Raw genomic sequence first — 17,762 nt, 5'->3', positions numbered from 1 at the left:
TCCGGGAATTCCCCTAAATCGACTGGAGCCAGTTCTCGATGGCCTTGGCCGTCGTCGGCGCCTCGTCCTCGACGATCGTGAAGTGGTCGCCGGGGACGTCCACGACGGTGTGGGCGGTCTCCCAGCTGGTCCGCCACTCGCCGATCCCGGAGACCGCCTCCTCGCTGTCGCCGTTGAGCCACGTCTCCGGCCTGACGAGCAGGATCGGCGCGGCGAGGCCGTTCAGCTCGAAATCGTGGATCATGCCGATGTAGCGGCCCATGGCCGACAGGCGCGCGCTGTCGAAACGGCCGAACGACGCCTCCCGGTCGAGCAGGTTGACCGCCATCTGGCCGACGACGGCCTCCATGGCGATCTCGTGCTCGGGCGGGTAGGTGTCCAGCAGCACGACGCCCGCGGGCCGTACCCCCCGGCTTTCGAGGTGTTCGGCGGTCGCGTGCGCGAGAATTCCTCCCGAGGAATGGCCGACCAGCACGAACGGTTCGCCCTCGGCGGCCCGCAGGACGCTTTCCGAGAACACGTGGAGCACCACGTCGACGGAATTGGGCAGGCTTTCTCCGCGGGAGAATCCGGGGATGGGCAGGGCGGAGACGTTCCGCACTCCCCGCCAGTTCGCGGCGAACTTGGCGTGCTGGTGGACGCCGCCCATGGCCATGGGGGTGCTGAAGAGGATCAGGCGGGGCTGCCGCGGCCCCTGGGCCAGCTTCTTCGGCACGGGGATCTCGTCGACGGTCAGCACGGGCCTGATGTTGGCGGCGGCGACCAGGAGGGCCTGCCCCTCCTCCACCTTGCCGCCGCGGACCGCCTCGCCGAACAGCGCGCCCAGGGTGTCGGACGCGGGGCCGGTGGAGACGGCCGGCTGGGCGGCGCTCTCGCTCTCCGCGGGGGTCGCGGCCAGCTCGGCCCGCAGCTGGGCGGCCAGGGCGACCGGGTTCCCGCAGTCGAAGACGACGGTCGTGTCGAGACGCAGGCCGGTGGCCGTGTTCAGGCTGTTGCGCAGTTCCACGGCGGTGAGCGAGTCGAACCCGGACTCCAGGAAGTCCTGTTCGGGGTCGACGGCCTCCGGGCCGGGGTGTCCCAGCACGGTGGCGGTGTGGGACCGTACGAGGTCCTGCAGCGCGCGCAGCCGCTCGTCGTCGGAGAGCGCGGCGAGCTGGGCCCTGAGCACCTTCGGGTCGACGAGGCCGGCGGCGCTGCGCCGCTCCGCCGGTGCCAGGCCGCGCAGGATGGGCGGCACGTTACCGGTCAGGTTCCGCCGTTCCAGCTTCATCGGGACCAGGACGGGTTCGGCGGAGCCGAGGGCGGCGTCCAGCAGCGCCAGTCCCTCCGCCGCCGACAGCGCGGGGATGCCCTGCCGGGCCGAGGAGCCCATGCCGCCGGATCCGGCCCACAGTCCCCAGGCCAGCGATCGGGCGGGCAGTCCCAGCGCCCGCCGGTGCAGCGCCAGGCCGTCCAGGAACGTGTTGGCCGCGGCGTAGTTGCCCTGTCCTGGGCCGCCGAGCACCCCGGCCGCCGAGGAGAACAGCACGAAGGCGTCCAGGTCCAGGTCTCGGGTCAGCTCGTGCAGGTTCCAGGCCGCGTCCGCCTTCGGCCGCAGCACCGCGTCGAGCCGCTCCGGGGTGAGGGAGGCGATCACGCCGTCGTCCAGCACTCCGGCCGCGTGCACCACGGCGGTCAGCGGGTGCTCGGCCGGAATCCCGGCCAGCGTCGCCGCCGTGCTCTCCCGGTCGGCCACGTCGCACGCCACGACGCGGACCTCCGCTCCCAGCTCGGCCAGGTCGGCGGCGAGTTCAGCGGCGCCCGGCGCGTCGAGTCCTCTACGACTCGTCAGCAGCAGGTGGCGGACGCCGTACTCGGTCACCAGGTGCCTGGCGACCAGGGCGCCCAGGGCTCCGGTGCCGCCGGTGACGACGACCGTGCCGTCCGCGCCGAACCGGGTGCGCCCGTCGTCCGCCCCGTCGCGGGTCCGCGCCAGCCGGGCGCGGTGGGCGACGCCGTCGCGGACGACCGCCTGCGGCTCACCGGAGGCCAGGACGTCGGCGAGCGGCCCGCCGTAGGAGGCGTCGTCCGGGTCGGCGGGGTCGGCGTCCAGGAGCACGATCCGGTCCTCGCCCTCCGCCTGGGCGGAACGGACGAGTCCCCAGACGGCGGCGCCGGCCAGGTCCGTCACGTCCTCCCCCGTCTCGACGGCCGTCGCGCCGCGGGTGAGCACGACCAGCGTCGAGGAGCGGAACCGCTCGTCGGCCGACCAGGACCGCAGCGCCGTCAGCGCGCGGTGGGTGGCCGCGTTGACCGCGCTGACCGCGCCGTTCCCGCCGCCCTCGCCGCCGCAGCGCAGCACCACCACCTCCGGTGCGGGCTCCGTCACCTCCTCCAGGGAGCCGACCTCCGTGTGGGAGACCGGTGCGGTCGCGGTGCCGGTGATGGGGGTCCACTCGACGCGGAACAGCCAGTCACGGTGGGCGCCCCGCGCGGTGGCGGTCCGCACCGCCGAGATCGGCAGCAGCTTCAGCGTGTCGACCGACGCGACCGGCGCGCCCGTCGCGTCGGCCACGTGCAGCCGTACCCCGCCGGAGGCGGACGGCGACAGCCGGACCCGCAGGGCGGAGGCGCCCGTCGCGTGCAGGGTGATGCCCGACCAGGAGAACGGCACGGTCGCGGACTCGTCGCCGGTGTCCGAACCGGCGAGGGCCAGCGCGTGCAGTCCCGCGTCGAGCGCGGCCGGGTGCAGTCCGAACCTTGTGGCGTCCCCGCCCTGCCCGGCGGGCAGGACGACCTCGGCGAAGATCTCTCCGTCGCGGCGCCAGGCCCGCCGCAGGCCCTGGAACACGGGGCCGTAGACCAGCCCGACCGTGGCCATGTTGTCGTAGAGCCCGCCGAGTTCGACCGGTTCCGCGTCCTGCGGCGGCCACTCGGCCAGTGAGAAGGACTCCTGCGCGGTTCCGGGAGCCAGCACGCCGGTCGCGTGCCGGTTCCACCGCGGTGCCTCCCCCTCCTCGGAGGCTTCCTCTTCGGCGCGCGAGTAGATCCCCACCGAGCGCAGCCCCGACTCGTCGGGCGCGCCGACCACGACCTGCAGGTGAACGCCGCCGCGCTCGGGCAGGACCAGTGGCGTCTGCAGGGTCAGCTCCTCGATCCTGCCGCACGCCACCTGGTCGCCGGCCCGTACGGCCAGCTCGACGAACCCCGTTCCCGGGAACACGACGGAGCCGCCGACCACGTGGTCCGCCAGCCACGGGTGCGTCGCCAGCGAGAGCCTGCCGGTCAGCACGGCTCCGTCCGAGTCGGCCAGCGCGGTCGCCGCGGCGAAGAAGGGGTGGTGCGCCGCGCTGAGTCCCGCGGCCGTCACGTCCGAGGGCGTTTCGGTGACCTCCTGGGAACGTCCCGCCGACAGGTTCGTCCGGTTGAGTCCGACGCCGCTGACCCGGAGCCGGGCCAGTGCGGTGGTGACGGCGTATGTCTCGGGCTGCGTCCTGCTGAGCACGGGGACGATCACCACGCCGTCGGCGGTGTCCGCGCCGTCCAGGCAGTCGTGCGCCGCGCCGGTCAGCACGGCGTCCGGGCCCAGCTCGACGAACCGCAGCGCGCCCTGGGCACGCGCGTGACGGACGGCGTCGCGGAAGCGCACGGTCCCGCGCACCTGACGCACCCAGTACTCCGGCGTCGCGACCTCGTCCGTCGCGGAACCGCCGGTCAGCCCGGACACCAGGGGGATCCGCGGGGCCCGGTAGGACAGTCCCTCGGCCACCCTCCGGAACTCCGCCAGCATCGGTTCCGTCGACGGCGACTGGAACGCCTGCCGTACCCGGAGCCGCTGGGTCCTGTGCCCCTCCCGTTCGAGGCGCTCGGCGAGCTCCAGCACCGCGGCCTCGTCGCCGGAGACCACCACGGACCGGGGGCCGTTGACCTCGGCGACGGAGACCCGCTCGGTCAGCCACGGTTCGACGTCGGCTTCGGCGGCCCTCACGGCGACCATCGCGCCCCGGCCGGGCAGTTCCTGGATCATCCTGCCCCGCGCGGCCACCAGCGCGCAGGCGTCCCTCAGCGAGAGCACGCCCGCGACGTGCGCGGCGGCCAGTTCGCCGATCGAGTGCCCCACGAGCAGTTCGGGCCGTACGCCGGAGGACTCCAGCAGCCGGAACAGCGCGACCTCCAGGGCGAACGTCGCCGCCTGCGCGAACGAGGTCTGCTCCAGCAGGGCGGCCTGCGCCGATCCCTCCTCGGCGAACATCACCTGCCGCAGCGGCCGGTCGAGGTGCCGGTCGAACTGCGCGCACACGGCGTCCAGCGCCTCGGCGAAGACCTCGGAGACCTCGTACAGCTCCCGGCCCATGCCTGCCCGCTGGCTTCCCTGGCCGGTGAACATGAACGCGACTCCCGGCGCGGGGCCGGTGGGTGCTTCCCGCTCGGCGTCCCGGGGAGTCTCGTCCCGGACCTCGGCGGCCGTTCCGGCGTCCTCCAGGTCGTTCCTCCAGTACGGCCTGCGCTGGAAGGCGTAGGTGGGCAGGTCCACCCGGCGGGCACCGGAGCCGGCGAAGAACGCCGCCCAGTCCACCCGGAGGCCGGAGGCGTGCAGCCGTCCCACGGCCGAGGCCAGCGTGGCCGCCTCGCCCCGGTTGCCGCGCAGCGCCGGGACCAGGATCGCCCGGTCCGCGTCCAGGAAGCCCTGGGCCATGCCGGTCAGCACCGCGTCCGGTCCCAGCTCCAGGAACCGGGTCACCCCCTGTTCCTGGAGGAAGCGCACCCCGTCGCAGAAGCGGACCGCCTCCCGCACGTGCCGCACCCAGTAGTCCGGCGAGCACACCTCCTCCGCGGAGAGCGGGCCGCCCGTCACGTTCGACACGATCGCGATCTCCGGCGGGGCGTAGACCAGGCCTTCGGCCACCCGGCGGAACTCGGCGAGCATGGGGTCCATCAGCGGGGAGTGGAAGGCGTGTGAGACCCGCAGCCGCTTGGTCCGCTCGAACCGCGCCGCGATCTCCAGCACCTCGCCCTCGTCGCCGGAGATCACCACCGAACGCGGCCCGTTGACGGCGGCGATGCTCACCCGGCCGGTGAGCAGGGGAAGGACCTCCTCCTCACCCGCCACGACGGCGACCATCGCGCCGCCCTCGGGAAGGGCCTGCATCAACCGGCCGCGTGCCGCGACCAGGGCGCAGGCGTCCTCCAGCGACAGCACCCCCGCCACGTGGGCGGCGGCCAGCTCACCGATCGAATGCCCCGCCAGGAAATCCGGGCGCACACCCCACGACTCGACCAGCCGGAACAGCGCCACCTCCACCGCGAACAACGCGCACTGCGTGTACTCCGTCCGATCCAGCGCCCCGGCGTCCTCGGCGATCACCCCGGCCAGCGGACGCTCCAGCGCCCCGGCGAAGCCCGCGCACACCGCGTCGAACGCCTCGGCGAAGACCGGGAAGGCCGAGTGCAGTTCCCGGCCCATCCCGAGACGCTGACTGCCCTGACCGGTGAACAGCACCGCCGTCCTGCCCGCGGCGCGGACCGTACCGCGTGTCGCCCCGGGGCCGGTGCCGTTTCCGGCCAGCGCGGTGAGGCCGCGCAGGAACCCCTCCCTGTCCTCGGCCACGACCACCGCGCGGTGCTTCAGCGCCGCCCGTGACGTCGCCAGCGAGTATCCGACGTCCAGCGGGTCCAGCTCGGGACGGGCGGTGACATGTGCCAGCAGCCGTCCGGCCTGGGCGGACAGCGCCTCCTCGCTCCGCGCCGACAGCGTCCAGGGCACCGGCGACGCCGAGAGCGGACGCTCCCGAACCGGCTCCGCCTCCTCGGGCGCCTGCTCGATGATCAGGTGCGCGTTGGTCCCGCTGATCCCGAAGGACGACACCCCCGCCCGGCGAGGATGACCGTTACGCGGCCACTCCACCGCCTCGGTCAACAGCCGTACCGCACCCGCCGACCAGTCCACCTGCGGCGACGGCTCGTCCACGTGCAGCGTCCGGGGCAGCACGCCGTGCCGCATCGCCTGCACCATCTTGATCACACCCGCCACACCCGCGGCGGCCTGCGTGTGACCGATGTTGGACTTGATCGAGCCCAGCCAGAGCGGCCGCTCCCGCTCCTGCCCGTAGGCGGCAATCAGCGCCTGCGCCTCGATCGGGTCGCCCAGCGTGGTGGCCGTTCCGTGCGCCTCCACCGCGTCGACCTGGTCGGCGGCCACCCTCGCGTTGGCGAGCGCGCTGCGGATCACCCGGTGCTGCGAGGGACCGTTGGGGGCGGTGATCCCGTTCGAGGCGCCGTCCTGGTTGACCGCGCTGCCCCGGATGAGCGCCAGGATCGTGTGACCGTTGCGCCGGGCGTCCGACAGACGCTCCAGCACCAGCACGCCCACGCCCTCGGCGAATCCCGTGCCGTCGGCGGCCGCCGCGAACGCCCTGCACCGGCCGTCCCTGGACAGGCCCCGCTGGCGGCTGAACTCCACGAACGTGCCCGGGGTGGCCATCACGGTCACACCACCGGCCAGCGCCAGCGAGCACTCCTCCTGGCGCAGCGCCTGGGCCGCCAGGTGCAGGGAGACAAGGGACGACGAGCAGGCCGTGTCCACCGTCACCGCCGGGCCCTCCAGGCCCAGCGCGTAGGCCACTCGGCCCGACACGATGGCGCCCGAGCCATGGCTGTCGGGATAGTCGTGGTACATGACGCCGGCGAACACGCCGGTCGCACTGCCCTTCAACGAGACCGGATCGACCCCTGCGTCCTCCAGCGCCTCCCACGAGGTCTCCAGCAGCAACCGCTGCTGCGGATCCATGATCGAGGCCTCGCGCGGCGAGATGCCGAAGAAGCCCGGGTCGAACTCGGCGGCGTCGTGCAGGAACCCGCCCCTGCGGGTGTAGGAGGTGCCCTCACGCTCGGAGTTCGGGTCGTACAGGCGCTCGATGTCCCAGCCGCGGTCGGCGGGGAAGTCGGAGATGCCGTCGCCTCCGGCCGCCACGAACTCCCACAGCTCGTCCGGTGACGTCACACCTCCCGGATAGCGGCACCCCATGCCGACGATCGCGATGGGCTCACGCAGCGCCGCGGAGAGCTTCCGGTTCTGCTCGCGGAGTCTCTCGGTCTCCTTGAGCGCCGCGCGGAGAGCCTCGACGACCTTTCCGTCAGACGTGGCCATCAGCCCCACACCTCCACGTCGTCGCTGCCAGCCGAGCCGTTGAGCGCCATATCGATCATCCTTTCGGTGTCCATCTCGTCGATCGAGTCCTGCTCGTCCGGTTCGGTCCTTTCGGTGCGGACCCCCGCGAGTTCGAGCAGGCTGTCCATCAGTCCGGCGTCGCGCAGGCGCGCCAGCGGGATGGACGACAGGATCCGGCGGATCTGCTCCTCGCCGGAGGCGGAGTCATCGTTCTTCGGGCCGAGTTCGGTCGCGAGGTGGTCGGCCAGCGCCCGCGAGTTCGGGTAGTCGAAGACCAGGGTGGACGGCAGGCGCAGCCCGGTCGCCGCGTTGAGCCGGTTGCGGAACTCCACCGCCGACAGGGAGTCGAAACCGAAGTCGCCGAACGCCCGGTCGGGGTCGATCGCCTCGGATCCCGCGTGTTCCAGTACCGCCGCCGCCTGGGCCCGGACCAGGTCCAGCAGCGTCTCGTGACGCTCCCGCTCGGACAGGCCCGTGAGATGCCCGGTGAGTGTCGCCACCTCGGCCACCGCGCGCCGAGAGGAGGTCCTGACCAGGCTTCGCAGTACCGTGGGCACCTCGTCCCCGTGCGCGCCGAGCGATCCGAGGTCCAGTTCGACCGGCACGAGCGCCGGGTGGCCGAGGGCGGTGGCGTCGTCGAAGAGCGCCAGGCCCTCCCGCCGGGAGAGCGCGACGATCCCGCCCCGGGAGGTCCGCCGGTCGTCCTCCGCGTGCCCGCCCATGCCGGGTCCGGCCCACAGGCCCCAGGCCAGGGAGGTGGCGGCCAGTCCCTGGGAGGCGCGGTGGACGGCCAGCGCGTCGAGGAAGGCGTTGGCCGCCGCGTAGTTGCCCTGCCCGGGGGCGCCCAGAACCCCGGCGACCGAGGAGAACAGCACGAACGCGGTCAGATCCAGATGGCGGGTGAGTTCGTGCAGGTACCAGGCGGCGTCCGCCTTGGGCCGCAGTACGGTGTCCAGCCGCTCCGGGGTCAGCGAGGCGAGCACACCGTCGTCCAGCACCCCGGCCGTGTGCACCACCCCGGTCAGGTCGGGGATCCCGGCCAGCAGGGCGGCCAGCGCCTCCCGGTCGGCCACGTCGCAGGCCGCGACCTCGACCCGCGCGCCCAGCTCCTCCAGCTCCGCCCGCAACTCGGCCGCACCCGGAGCCTCCAGGCCCCGGCGACCGGCCAGCACCAGGCTCCACACCCCGTGCTCGGCCACCAGGTGCCGCGCCACCAGCGCACCCAGACCGCCGGTGCCGCCGGTGACCAGCACCGTGCCCGCCCCGCTCCACGGCGAGATCCGCTCACCCGCCGCGACCCTGGCCAGCCTCGGCACCACCACCTTGCCCTCGCGCACCGCCAGCTCGGACTCACCCGCGTGCACGCCCGCGAGCACCGCCTCCAGGGAAAGGCCCCGCTGGTCCAGGTCGACCAGCGCGAACCTGTCGGGGTTCTCCGCCTGCGCGGCCCGGACCAGGCCCCAGGCGGCGGCCCCGGCCAGGTCGTCCACGTCCTCGTCTGTGGTGGAGACCGCGCCCCGGGTCACCACGACGAGCTTCGAACCGGCGAACCGCTCGTCGGCCGGCCAGTCCCGCAGCAGCGCCAGCATCCGGTGGGTGACCGAGCGCACCGCCTCGGGAACGTCTCCCGGCACCGGGGCGACCGACAGCAGCACCACCTCCGGTACCGCCGTCCCCTCGCCCAGCTCCGCCAGACCGGCGTGCACGCCGGCGACCTCCGGCAGCACGCTCAGCCCGAACGCGTCCTCCCCGACCAGCACACACGAAGCGGGCACGACGGCATGACCCGCCGCGACCGGCCGCCACTCGACCCGAAAGAGCGAATCCCGCCCTCCGGTGCCGGACAGCTGTGCCGGGGAGATCGTCCGTGTCACCAGCGACGCCACCGACGCCAGGGGGGCACCGCTCGCGTCGGTCAGTTCCAGCGCCACCCGGTCGGGACCGAGCCGGGAAATCCGTACCCGCGCCGCCGAGGCGCCCGTCGCGTGCAACGACACCCCGGACCAGGCGAACGGGAGCCGCGTCCCGTTCTCGTCCTCGCCGAGAAGAGCCGTCCCGTGCAGCGCCGCGTCCAGCAGCGCCGGATACAGCCCGAACCCCTCGACGGAGGTCCCCTCGGGCAGGGCCACCTCGGCGAACACCTCGTCACCGCGCCGCCAGGCCGCCCGCAGTCCCTGGAACACCGGCCCGTACGTCAGTCCGGCCTCGGCCAGCTCGCCGTACAGGCCCGCCACCGCGAGCGGTTCCGCGCCGGCGGGCGGCCACTGTGCCGGAGCGGGCGGGATGCTCCGATCGGCGGCTCCGAGCAGGCCGGTGGCGTGGCGGGTCCACGGCACGTCCGCGAGACGCGCCCGCGCAGGTCCCGCGTGCTCCGGCCGCGAGTACACGGCGACGGAACGCGCACCCTCCTCGTCGGCACCGCCGACCACGAGCTGGACCTGGACCGCGCCTCGCTCCGGAAGCACCAGCGGCGCCTCCATCGTCAGCTCCTCCACCACGGCGCAGCCGACCTGGTCACCCGTCCAGATCACCAGCTCGACCAGCGCGGCCCCGGGCACGACCACCGCGTCCAGCACGACGTGCTCGGCCAGCCAGGGGTGGGTCTCCACCGACAGGCGTCCCGTCACCACGACCCCGTCGGAATCGGGAAGCCGCACCGCCGCGCCGAGCATCGGGTGGTCGGCCTCCGCCAGGCCCGCCGCCGTCACGTCCCCGCGTACGGCGGGCGCCTCCAGCCAGAACCTCTTACGCTGGAAGGCGTAGGTGGGCAGGTCCACCCGGCGGGCACCGGAGCCGACGAAGAACGCCGCCCAGTCCACCCGGCCACCCCGGGCGTGCACACGCCCCAAGGCCGACAACACCTCACGGGCCTCGTCACGATCGCGGCGCAGCACCGAAACGAACACGGCCGCGTCCGGATCGGCCAGACACTCGGCACCCATCGCCGACAACACCGCATCCGGCCCCAACTCCAAGAACGTGCTCACGCCCTGGCCCTCCAGGAACCGCACCCCGTCACAGAACCGGACGGCCTGACGGACGTGCTCGACCCAGTAGCCGGCCGAGAAGTCCTCAACGAGCCGCCCGGTGACATTGGAGACCACCGGAATCTTCGGCGGGGCGTAGACCAGACCTTCGGCCACCTCACGGAAATCGGCCAGCATCGGATCCATCAGCGGGGAATGGAAGGCGTGCGAGACCCTCAGCCGCTTGGTCCGCTCGAACCGGGCCGCGATCTCGGCCACCGCGTCCTCATCGCCGGAGATCACCACCGACCCCGGCCCGTTGACCGCCGCGACGCTCACCCGGCCGGTCAGGAACGGGACAACGTCCTCCTCGGGTGCGGCGACCGCCACCATCGCCCCGCCCTCCGGAAGGGCCTGCATCAACCGGCCGCGTGCCGCGACCAGGGCGCAGGCGTCCTCCAGCGTCAGGACCCCCGCCACGTGGGCGGCGGCCAGCTCACCGATCGAATGCCCCGCCAGGAAATCCGGGCGCACACCCCACGACTCCACCAGCCGGAACAGCGCCACCTCCACCGCGAACAACGCGCACTGCGTGTAGGCCGTCTGGCTCAGCAGTTCGGCGTCCTCAGCGATCACCCGGGCCAGCGGACGCTCCAGGTGAACGTCCAGCCGCGCCACGACCTCGTCGAACGCCCCGGCGAAGGCGGGGAAGGCCGCGTGTAGTTCCCGGCCCATCCCCAGACGCTGACTGCCCTGACCGGTGAACAGCACCGCCGTACGGCTTCCCGAGCGCGCCGGACGTGTGCCGGATCCGCCTTCCACCAGTCCGCGCAACCCGCGCGCGAGCTCCTCACGGTCGGCGCCCACGACCACCGCGCGGTGGTCCAGCACCGCCCGCGACGTCGCCAGCGAGTATCCGACGTCCAGCGGGTTCGCCTCGGGCGACCCGTCCATGTACTCCAGCAGCCGTCCGGCCTGGGCGGACAGCGCCTCCTCGCTCCGCGCCGACAGCGTCCAGGGCACCGGCGCCGAAACCGGACGCTCCCGAACCGGCTCCGGCTCCTCGGGCGCCTGCTCGATGATCAGGTGGGCGTTGGTGCCGCTGATGCCGAAGGAGGACACCCCCGCCCGGCGCGGATGACCGTTACGCGGCCACTCCACCGGCTCGGCCAGCAGCTCCACGGCCCCGGCCGACCAGTCCACCTGCGGCGACGGCTCGTCCACGTGCAACGTCTTCGGCAGCACACCGTGCCGCATCGCCTCCACCATCTTGATCACACCCGCCACACCCGCGGCGGCCTGCGTATGCCCCAGATTCGACTTCACCGACCCCAGCCAGAGCGGCCGCTCCCGCCCCTGCCCATAGGTCGCGATCACCGCCTGCGCCTCGATCGGGTCGCCCAGCGTGGTCCCGGTCCCGTGCGCCTCGACCACGTCCACGTCCGACGGCGCCAGCCCCGCGGCGGCCAGCGCGCTGCGGATCACCCGCTGCTGGGATGGGCCATTCGGGGCGGTCAGACCGTTCGAGGCGCCGTCCTGGTTGACCGCGCTGCCCCGGATGAGCGCCAGGATCGTGTGACCGTTGCGCCGGGCGTCCGACAGACGCTCCAGCACCAGCACACCCACGCCCTCGCTCCAGCCGGTGCCGTCGGCCGCCGCGGCGAACGACTTGCACCGGCCGTTGCGGGAGAGCGCCCCCTGCCGGCTGAACTCCACCAGCGTCTCCGGGGTGGCCATCACGGTGACACCGCCCGCCAGCGCCAGCGAGCACTCGCCCTGACGCAGCGCCTGGGCCGCCAGGTGCATCGCGACCAGCGACGACGAGCAGGCCGTGTCCACCGTCACCGCCGGGCCCTCCAGGCCCAGCGTGTAGGCCACCCGGCCGGAGACGATCGCCCCCGTACTACTGCTGCCGGTGTAGTCGTGGTACATCACCCCGGCGAACACGCCGGTCGCACTGCCCTTCAACGAGACCGGATCGACCCCGGCGCTCTCCAGCGCCTCCCACGAGGTCTCCAGCAGCAACCGCTGCTGCGGATCCATCACCAGCGCCTCACGCGGCGAGATCCCGAAGAAGCCCGGGTCGAACTCGGCGGCGTCGTGCAGGAACCCGCCCTGCTTGGTGTACGACGTGTCCGGCCGCTCACCCGACGGGTCGTACAGCCGCCCGACGTCCCAGCCCCGGTCCTCGGGGAACTCCCCGATCGCGTCGCCCCCGGCGCTCACCAGACGCCACAGGTCCTCCGGCGACGACACCCCTCCCGGATAACGGCATCCCATTCCCACGATCACGATCGGCTCGCCGTCCACCACCGCGATCGCCCTGTCCGCCCGCGCCTCCGGGGCGGCCGAGCCGGAGACCTGCGCCAGCAGGTAGGCGGCGAGCGCGTCCGAGCTGGGGTAGTCGAACACCAGCGTGGGCGGCAGCCGCAGGCCGGTGGCCGTACCCAGCACGTTGCGCAGTTCCACGGCCGCCAGCGAGTCGAATCCGAGGTCCTGGAACGCCCGGCCCGGCTCGATCGCCTCGGGCGCGCCGTACCCCAGAACCGCCGCCACGTGCACCCGCACCAGCCGCAGCACCGCGTCGAGGCGCTCGGCCTCGGGCAGTACGGCGAGCCGCTCGCCGAGCGACGAGGTCGTGGACACGCCGGTCGAGGCGGCGCGCCGGGGGGCGCGTCCCACCAGGCCGCGCAGTACGGGGGGTAGCGCGTCGCCCTGCGCGCGCAGCGCCGAGGGCTCCAGCCTGGCCGGGACGACCACCGGGTCGCCGAGAGCGGTGGCGGCGGTGAACAGGGCCAGCCCCTCGGCCACCGGCAGCGGCGCGATCCCGCCCTTGGAGATGCGCCTGCGGTCGTCTTCGGCCAGTTCCCCACCCATGCCAGGCCCGGCCCACAGACCCCACGCCAGCGACTGCCCGGCCAGTCCCCGATCGCGCCGGTGGACGGCCAGCGCGTCGAGGAAGGCGTTGGCCGCCGCGTAGTTGCCCTGCCCGGGGGCGCCCAGAACCCCGGCGACCGACGAGAACAGCACGAACGCGGTCAGATCCAGGTGAAGGGTCAGCTCGTGCAGGTACCAGGCGGCGTCCACCTTGGGCCGCAGCACCGCGTCCAACCGCTCCGGGGTCAGCGAGGCGATCACACCGTCGTCCAGCACCCCTGCGGCGTGGACGACCCCGGTCAGGTCGGGGATGCCGGCCAGCAGGGCGGCCAGCGCCTCCCGATCGGCCACGTCGCAGGCCGCGACCTCGACCCGCGCGCCCAGTCCCTCCAGCTCTACACGCAGTTCGGCGGCGCCCGGAGCTTCCAGGCCCCGGCGACCGGCCAGCACCAGACCCCGTACCCCGTGCTCGGCCACCAGGTGCCGGGCGACCAGCGCACCCAGGCCACCCGTACCGCCGGTGATCAGCACCGCACCCGCGCCCCAGACCGGACCGGCCGCCGGACACGCCGAGCCCGCCGTGATCCGGACCAGCCGCGGAACCCAGACCTCGCCCTCGCGAACCGCGAGTTCCGGCTCCTCCAGCGCCAGCGCGGAGGCCAGCAGCCCTCCCGGGACATCGGAACCGTCCGTACCGACCAGCACTAGACGGCCCGGGTTCTCCGACTGCGCCGAGCGCGTCAGACCTCGCACCGCCGCCCCGGCGAGATCGGCCGCCTCCTCGCCCACCGGGTCCGGCGTCACGAGCACCAGCTTCGCCCCGGCGAACCGCTCGTCGGCCAGCCAGTCCTGCAGCAGGGCCAGGGCACCGCCCGTCGCGGCACCCGCGACGGAACCCTCGTGCTCACGAACCGGTACGCCGTCCACGACCACGACATCCGGTACGGCGGCGCCCGCCTCCACGGCATCGACCAGTGCCGCCATATCCGGATATGACACGACTTCGTCAATAAAGACGGCACCTCCGCCGCCGACGACCGCCCAGCCCTCGCCGACCCGGTCCGCCGGTTCGACGGAGAGCGGGCTCCACTCCACCCGGAACAGCGACTCCGCACCGGCCGTGGCTCCCGCCACCCGGTCGGCCGACACGGGCCTGGCGACCAGCCTGTCCACCGATGCCACCGGACGGCCCGTCGCGTCGGCGACCTCGACCGAGACGCCGTCTCCGGCCGCGGGAGACAGCCTCAACCGGAGGTTCGAGGCCCCTGTCGCGTGGAGCGAGACCCCCGCCCACGAGAACGGCACCCGCCCCGATCCACCGGTCTCCGAAGCGCCGGGGGCCTCGAGTCCCATGGCGTGCAGCCCCGAGTCGAACGCCGCCGGGTGCAGCCCGAACCGGTCCGCCTCTCTGGCGGCGGCCTCGGCCAGGGTGACCTCGGCGAATACGTCCTCCCCGCGCCGCCAGGCCGCCCGCAGTCCCCGGAAAACGGGACCGTAGACCAGTCCGGCACCGGCCAGCTCGTCGTAGAGGTGCTCCACCTCAAGGGGTACCGCGCCGGACGGCGGCCACGCGACCAGGTCGAAGGACGCCCCGCGCTCCCCCACGACCAGCACTCCGTCGGCGTGCCGCGTCCAGGGCTCCTCGCCGAACGCCTCGTCGGCCGTCCGCTCAGGTCGCGAGTACACCCCCACGGAACGGGCTCCGCGCTCGTCGGGCCCGCCGACCACGACCTGGATCTGGACCCCGCCGTAGGCGGGCAGCACCAGCGGCGCCTCCAGCGTCAGCTCCTCCACCAGGGCGCAACCGGCCTGGTCGCCCGCGCGGATCACCAGCTCCAGCAGGCCCGTGCCGGGGAAGACGACCGCGCCGCCGACCACGTGGTCGGCCAGCCACGGATGGGTCCGCAGGGACAGCCGGCCCGTGCACACGACTCCGCCCGAGCCCGCGAGCCTGACCGCCGCTCCCAGCAGCGGGTGGTCCGCCGCGGCCAGGCCCGCCGCCGTCACGTCACCGACCGCCGGAACGTCCAGCCAGTACCGCTCTCGCTGGAAGGCGTAGGTGGGCAGCTCGACCCGCCTGGCGCCGCTGCCGCCGTACACCGCCCGCCAGTCCACCCGCACGCCTTGGAGGTGCAGGCGGCCCAGGGCCGACAGCAGTTCGCGGGCCTCGTCACGATCGCGGCGCAGCGCCGGAACCAGAACGGCCTTCGCGGGATCCACGAAGTCCCGAGCCATACCGGTCAGCACGGCGTCGGGTCCCAGCTCCAGGAACGTGGCGACTCCCTGGCCCTCCAGGAACCGCACCCCGTCGTGGAAACGGACGGCCTCCCGCACGTGCCGCACCCAGTAGTCGGCCGAGAAGTCCTCAACGAGCCGCCCGGTGACGTTGGAGACCACCGGGATCTTCGGCGTCCCATACGACAGTTCCTCGGCGACACGGCGGAACTCGGCCAGCATCGGATCCATCAGCGGCGAGTGGAAGGCGTGCGAGACCCGCAGCCGCTTGGTCCGCTCGAACCGGGCGGCGATCTCGGTCACCGCGTCCTCATCGCCGGAGATCACCACCGACGTCGGCCCGTTGACGGCGGCAATGCTCACCCGGTCCGTCAGGAACGGGACAACGTCCTCTTCGGGTGCGGCGACCGCGACCATCGCCCCACCCTCCGGAAGTGCCTGCATCAACCGGCCACGTGCCGCGACCAGCGCGCAGGCGTCCTCCAGCGTCAGGACCCCCGCCACATGCGCGGCGGCCAGCTCACCGATCGAATGCCCCGCCAGGAAATCCGGGCGCACACCCCACGACTCCACCAGCCGGAACAGCGCCACCTCCACCGCGAACAACGCACACTGCGTATAGGCCGTCTGGCTCAGCAGTTCGGCGTCCTCGGCGATCACCTCGGCCAGCGGACGCTCCAGATGAACGTCCAACCGCGCCACCACCTCGTCGAACGCCCCGGCGAACGCGGGGAAGGCCGCGTGCAACTCCCGGCCCATCCCCAGACGCTGACTGCCCTGACCGGTGAACAGCACCGCGGTCAGGCCGTCGCCCACGATCCCTCGCGACACGTCGGCGGACGGCTCGCCCGCGGCCAGCGCGCGCAGTCCGCGCACCAGTTCCTCACGGTCGGCGCCCACGATCACGGCGCGGTGTTCCAGCGCGGCCCGTGACGTCGCCAGCGAGTGGCCCACGTCGACCGGACGCAGCTCGGGCCGCTCCTCGACGTACTCCAGCAACCGTCCCGCCTGCGCCGACAGTGCCTCCCCGCCGCGCGCCGAGACCGGCCACGCCACCGGAATCCCGGCGGCCCGGTCCGCGACCGGGGCGTCCGGCTCGGCGGCGGTCTCCTCCCCCGGCTCGTCCACCGGGGCCTGCTCGACGATCACGTGCGCGTTGGTGCCGCTCACCCCGAACGAGGAGACTCCCGCCCTGCGGGCACGTCCGCCGTCCGGCCAGGGCCTCGCCTCGGTGAGCAGCCGGACGTCGCCCGCCGACCAGTCGACGTGCGAGGTCGGCGCACTCACGTGCAGCGTCTTCGGGAGCAGCCCGTGCCGCAGCGCCATCACCATCTTGATCACACCGCCGACACCGGCCGCCGCCTGCGCGTGACCGATGTTCGACTTCAGCGAGCCCAGCCAGAGCGGCCGCTCCCGGCCCTGCCCGTAGGTGGCGATCACCGCCTGCGCCTCGATCGGGTCGCCCAGCGCCGTACCGGTGCCGTGCCCCTCGACGGCGTCCACGTCCGCCGGCGTCAGCCCCGCGGCGGCCAGCGCCTGGCGGATCACCCGCTGCTGCGAGGGGCCGTTCGGCGCGGTCAGGCCGTTCGAGGCGCCGTCCTGGTTGACGGCGGACCCGGATATGACGGCCAGCACGTCGTGCCCGTTGCGTCTGGCGTCCGACAGGCGCTCAAGCAGCAGTATGCCCGCGCCCTCGGCCCAGCCGGTGCCGTCCGCGTCGTCGGAGAACGCCTTGCAGCGGCCGTCGGCCGCCAGGCCCCGCTGGCGGCTGAAGGCGATGAACGGGCCGGGGGTGGACATCACCAGCACGCCACCGGCCAGCGCCATCGTGCACTCGCCGCGGCGCAGCGCCTGGCACGCGATGTGGAGCGCCACCAGAGAGGAGGAGCACGCGGTGTCCACCGTCATGGCGGGGCCTTCGAGGCCGAGCGTGTAGGACACCCGGCCCGAGATCACGGCGGCCGAGCCGCCCGTGCTGATGTAGGCCTCCGTGACCTCCGGCATCGCGGCCATGAGGCCCATGTAGTCCTGGCCGCCGGAACCGGTGAACACGCCGACGCTCGTGCCGCGCAGGGACTCCGGGTCGATGCCCGCGCGCTCGAACGCCTCCCAGGACAGTTCGAGCGCCAGCCGCTGCTGCGGGTCCATCGCCAGCGCCTCACGCGGCGCGATGCCGAAGAAGCCCGGGTCGAACCCGGCCACGTCGTCGATGAAGCCGCCCTCGTGGACGTAGCTCGTGCCGCGCCGTTCCGGATCGCCGCCGTGCAGTTCCTCGGGGTCCCAGCCCCGCTCCCAGGGGAACTCTCCGATGGCGTCCACGCCCTCCGCCACCAGCCGCCACAGGTCCTCGGGCGAACGTACGCCTCCGGGGTAGCGGCAGCTCATCGCGACGATCGCGATCGGCTCCCGCTCCTCGGCCTCGACCTCGCTCAGGCGTCGGCGTGTCTGGGCGAGGTCGGCCGTCACCCGCTTGAGGTAGTCGAGAAGCTTGTCCTGATCCGCCATCTGAGCCTCGCAGTCGTCTTTTGTCCGGGCCC

General features: G+C 73.5%; 2 protein-coding genes. Both read right to left on the bottom strand.

The features are described 5' to 3' along the window. Positions 1 to 13 precede the first annotated feature (13 nt). Complete coding sequence (locus tag AB0N02_RS19185; RefSeq protein ID WP_363948001.1) at positions 14 to 7,126, bottom strand: SDR family NAD(P)-dependent oxidoreductase; 7,113 nt, start codon at positions 7,124 to 7,126, stop codon at positions 14 to 16. Beyond that, positions 7,126 to 17,730: a type I polyketide synthase gene (locus AB0N02_RS19180; protein ID WP_363947999.1), complete on the bottom strand. Its 10,605-nt coding sequence runs from the start codon at positions 17,728 to 17,730 to the stop codon at positions 7,126 to 7,128. The genes AB0N02_RS19185 and AB0N02_RS19180 overlap by 1 nt, the downstream gene beginning before the upstream one ends. Positions 17,731 to 17,762 lie beyond the last annotated feature (32 nt).

This window comes from Streptosporangium sp. NPDC051022, from assembly GCF_040683035.1.
Classification (GTDB): domain Bacteria; phylum Actinomycetota; class Actinomycetes; order Streptosporangiales; family Streptosporangiaceae; genus Streptosporangium.
The sequence above is the reverse complement of the archived record's forward strand: the minus strand, read 5'-3'. Positions and strand labels throughout refer to the sequence as shown.

Bases quoted from the DNA above. Each gene is read 5' to 3' on its own strand.
- AB0N02_RS19185 (WP_363948001.1), bottom strand. From the start codon at position 7,126: ATGGCCACGTCTGACGGAAAGGTCGTCGAGGCTCTCCGCGCGGCGCTC.
- AB0N02_RS19180 (WP_363947999.1), bottom strand. From the start codon at position 17,730: ATGGCGGATCAGGACAAGCTTCTCGACTACCTCAAGCGGGTGACGGCC.